Genomic DNA, 900 nt, shown 5'->3' on the forward strand with positions numbered 1-900 from the left:
CTCGTACGCTTAACTTCAATTTGGGTGACGCATTGTCAAAGTCAGGAGTGGAGATATGAAAGAGTGTAAAATGAGAAATTCTCTTTATTTGAAAATAAAGCATGCAACCTATATTTAGTTATACATATTCTCTTCCATATATCGCATTATTATTATTCTATTTGGTACTGTTTTTGTCTCAAAAAAAACAGGCCAGGCATGAATTAAATATTCGAATTGCTTGCATCACAGCCTTTTTGTTTTTCTTTGGATTACGAGGATACATTTTTACTGATTGGGTTGTTTATTCTCGAATTTTTGAAAAGACACCCTCTATATGGTCGAGCAATGTTTTTGATTTTTTTATTGGTGGTGATTTTGCAAGCATAGAACCCGGTTACAAGGTTTATTGTGTTTTGCTGAAATCTTTTTTTTCTGATTTTTTCTGTTTTCAGTTTGTTTCTGTTGCCATTGATGTTTTTTTCTTGGATTATTTTTTTAGACGATACTCTAAAAATTATGCACTTAGCTTTGTGTTATTTATTCTATTTGGTGGATTAGTGCTGGAACTGAATCTGATGCGGAATATTAAGGCAATATTATTGTTCTTATATTCAATAAAATACATTGAAAAGAAAAATTTCAAAGCATATCTTCTTTGCAATGTGGTTGGAATGTCATTTCATTTTAGTTCTATCCTTTTTTTACCAATGTATTTTCTATTAAATAGAAATTTATCTAAGACTTTTATTTGGATTACGTTCATAATTGGGAATGTACTTTATTTGCTACAAATAAAGTATATAGGTGCTATTGTTTTTTATATTGCCTCCATGGTGGGGGGAAAGTATGCATTTGCTGTGAGCTATTTGGATAGTGAAATTTATGGTGCAAGTTATGGAATAACGATTGGATATATAG

At 30.4% G+C, this 900-nt stretch carries 1 protein-coding gene; it reads left to right on the forward strand.

The genetic code is table 11. From position 1 onward, the window contains the following. Positions 1 to 161: 161 nt before the first annotated feature. Positions 162 to 900: EpsG family protein (locus tag ASC50_RS01660; RefSeq protein ID WP_162491120.1), on the forward strand; the 739-nt coding region annotated here is incomplete at its 3' end.

The sequence above is a fragment of the Candidatus Symbiothrix dinenymphae genome, assembly GCF_001431085.1.